Origin of the sequence: Desulfonatronospira sp. (assembly GCA_003563255.1) — a bacterium.
Taxonomy (GTDB): domain Bacteria; phylum Desulfobacterota; class Desulfovibrionia; order Desulfovibrionales; family Desulfonatronovibrionaceae; genus Desulfonatronospira.
Genome location: PWSL01000026.1, coordinates 1 through 2,615, shown reverse-complemented (window position 1 = coordinate 2,615; position 2,615 = coordinate 1). Strand labels below are relative to the sequence as shown.

Below are 2,615 nucleotides of genomic sequence, written 5' to 3'. Positions count from 1 at the left end.
TAGCTGTGGTATATCAGTATTTTTCAAATCCCTAACACTACAGCGAAACTTATAAAAATTTTATGCCTGCCTCAATTGGGGACAGGCACCCCCGCACTTATTTTTATTGAAAATGATCTTGATTTTATTGGAAAAAATAAGTGCGGGGAGAGCCAGTCCCCGGAGGTAAATAAATAAGTTTCGCTGTAGTGCTAACACCAGATCAGAATATCTCTCAAGCATTCTATCAGACGTCAAAAAACGCATTGGTTCACAGATAGCCTGGGCCATTAGAATACGGTCAAAAGGGTCCCTGTGGTGCAGCGGCAGATCATGAACAAAGGCTGCATGACGACTGGTTATGACAAGTTCTTGAAGGCCGCTTTGCGCAATTGCCATGCTGAATTCATGAGGGTTGCCCTACAGTTTGCCAATTTTCGAATAGTAAGCCGAAAAGCAGAACGGTTTGTTCATAAGTGCAACTCCTTTTGCCGGATTAAAGCGTTTCATACCCCTTGCTACGGTGTTATCTGGTTTTTTTGGGGACAGGGGCAGGGCCAGCCTGGTTTGCGGGCAGGGCCCGCTTTGGTGTCTACCGACCTGCAAAATTGACAGCACATCCGGGCCTGGGTCCAAGCAGAAGGCTTCCTACCCGCACCAGGGTGGCCCCTTCTTCGACTGCCTGCACATAATCCTGGGACATCCCCATGGACAAATGCGGCAGGCTTATGCCCGTTTTTTTCTCTGTGCTGTCCCGCATTTCTCTTAGCTGCGCAAAATAAGGCCTTGATTTTTCAGAATCTTCAACCATAGGCGGCATGAGCATAAGTCCCTGCACATCCAGGTGCTCCATCCCTGAAACTTCACGGACAAAACCGGCAAGATCCCCGGGATCCAGCCCCGACTTCTGAGCCTCGCCTGCAGCATTGACCTGAATGAGCACAGGCTGAACGATATTCAGGCTTGAAGCTTTTTTCTGCAACGCCCGGGCCAGTTTCAAGGAATCCATGGAGTGCACCAGGCAGAACTGTCCTGGAATATATTTGGCTTTGTTGCTTTGCAGCTTGCCTATAAAATGCCATTTAAGCTCTGTGATTTCTATGGATTTTATCTTCTCCAGGCCTTCCTGGACATAATTTTCACCGAAATGTACCTGCCCCAGCTCTGCCAAAGCGCGAATTCTTTCCAGGGGCTGCTTTTTGGAAACCGCCACCAGTGTAACTACTCTTCGGGGATCAGGACTTGTCTGTAAAGCCAGCTGGATTTTCTCCCTGACCCGGTCAAGATTTATTTTCAGCATAGCCGGTATATCCAGCATTTCTGCATCACCGTTCAACATACTTCCTTCTCCTGCTCTAACACTACAGCGAAACTTATAAAATTTTATGCCTGCCTCAATTGGGGACAGGCACCCCCGCACTTATTTTTATTAAAAATAATCTTGGCTTTATTGGAAAAAATAAGTGCGGGGAGAGCCAGTCCCCGCAGGTCAATCATAAGTTTCGCTGTAGTGCTAAGCATAATTCCAGGTTTTCATCGGGCTCAGTGCCGGGTGCACCCAGCCTGGCAAAAATCAGGTATCCAGTATGTGCAACCATACGGTCTTCTGGTCTCAGCCTTTCCGGCACCGGCTTGTATCGCCTGACAATTATCTCCAGCACTTCCACTGAGCTGAACGGACCGTTTTCCATGGCGGACAACAGGCTGCTGACCTGATTCGTGGTGGGAAGAAGAAAACCCACCGGACCTCCTGGAATAAGTGTTCTGGGAATATGATCAAGGTAGTCCCAGGGGGTGCGGACGTCCAGAAAAAGAGCATCCACGTTCTCAGGTCCGAACCCATGTTCGATGTCGGAGTTGATAATCTCCACCCTGGACTGCAGACCGATTTTTTCCAGGTTTTCACGGCAAAGAGAAGCAAAATCCTCCCTGCGCTCAAAGGAATACACCATGCCCCTGTCTCCCACGAACCAGGCCAGAGCGGTGGTCAGGGCCCCCGACCCGCACCCGGCCTCCACAACACGGGTACCAGGAGCGATGCCCAGCTTGACAATAATATATCCAATATCCTTGGGGTATATGATCTGGGTCCGACGCTTGACCGACTTGATCAGGTCGTACAGTGTAGGCTTCAGCACGGTATATTCCCTGTCCAGGTGTGTGTAAACCGTGCTCCCGAATCCACGATGCATGACTTTTTGCATTTGAAGCTGACCATCATTGGTGTTAAGTATTTCTTCGGGATTCAATATTCTAAAGTAACGCTTGCCCTTCGGGCTGACCAGCATTACCAATTGTCCTGGCTCAAGCATAGAAAAAAATCTCCCCGGGGCCTGGGCCCAATAAAAATTTATGTTTCGCAGAAAAAGTATCTGTTCTGTTCTCTGAATGTGGCATTGGGACCGGCCTGTCCTCTGCTTTCCAAAAAAACGCTGAGACTGGACAGTCAAAATTTTTCGTGCAACACCCTGGATTTATTGCATTGTTCTCAACTGCAAATGCCCAGATGAATTAAGGTATAACTATTTGAAATCTCAAGTGAACAGATACCAGAAAAAACATTATAGCCTGTTTTGTACAGGATCTCAAGGCTGTTGAAATGTCAAGCATTTGTACAGGAGGTCATACCTGCAATG

At 48.1% G+C, this 2,615-nt stretch carries 2 protein-coding genes; both read right to left on the bottom strand.

From position 1 onward, the window contains the following. Nucleotides 1–571: 571 nt before the first annotated feature. Nucleotides 572–1,318, bottom strand: a complete 747-nt coding sequence (locus QZP87_RS00820) for a YggS family pyridoxal phosphate-dependent enzyme (RefSeq protein ID WP_291321027.1) — start codon at nt 1,316–1,318, stop codon at nt 572–574. Between the two features lie 154 nt (nt 1,319–1,472). Further along, the gene (locus QZP87_RS00815; RefSeq protein ID WP_291321026.1) at nt 1,473–2,291 is read right to left on the bottom strand and encodes a tRNA (adenine-N1)-methyltransferase; all 819 of its coding nucleotides are present in this window, start codon (nt 2,289–2,291) and stop codon (nt 1,473–1,475) included. Nucleotides 2,292–2,615 lie beyond the last annotated feature (324 nt).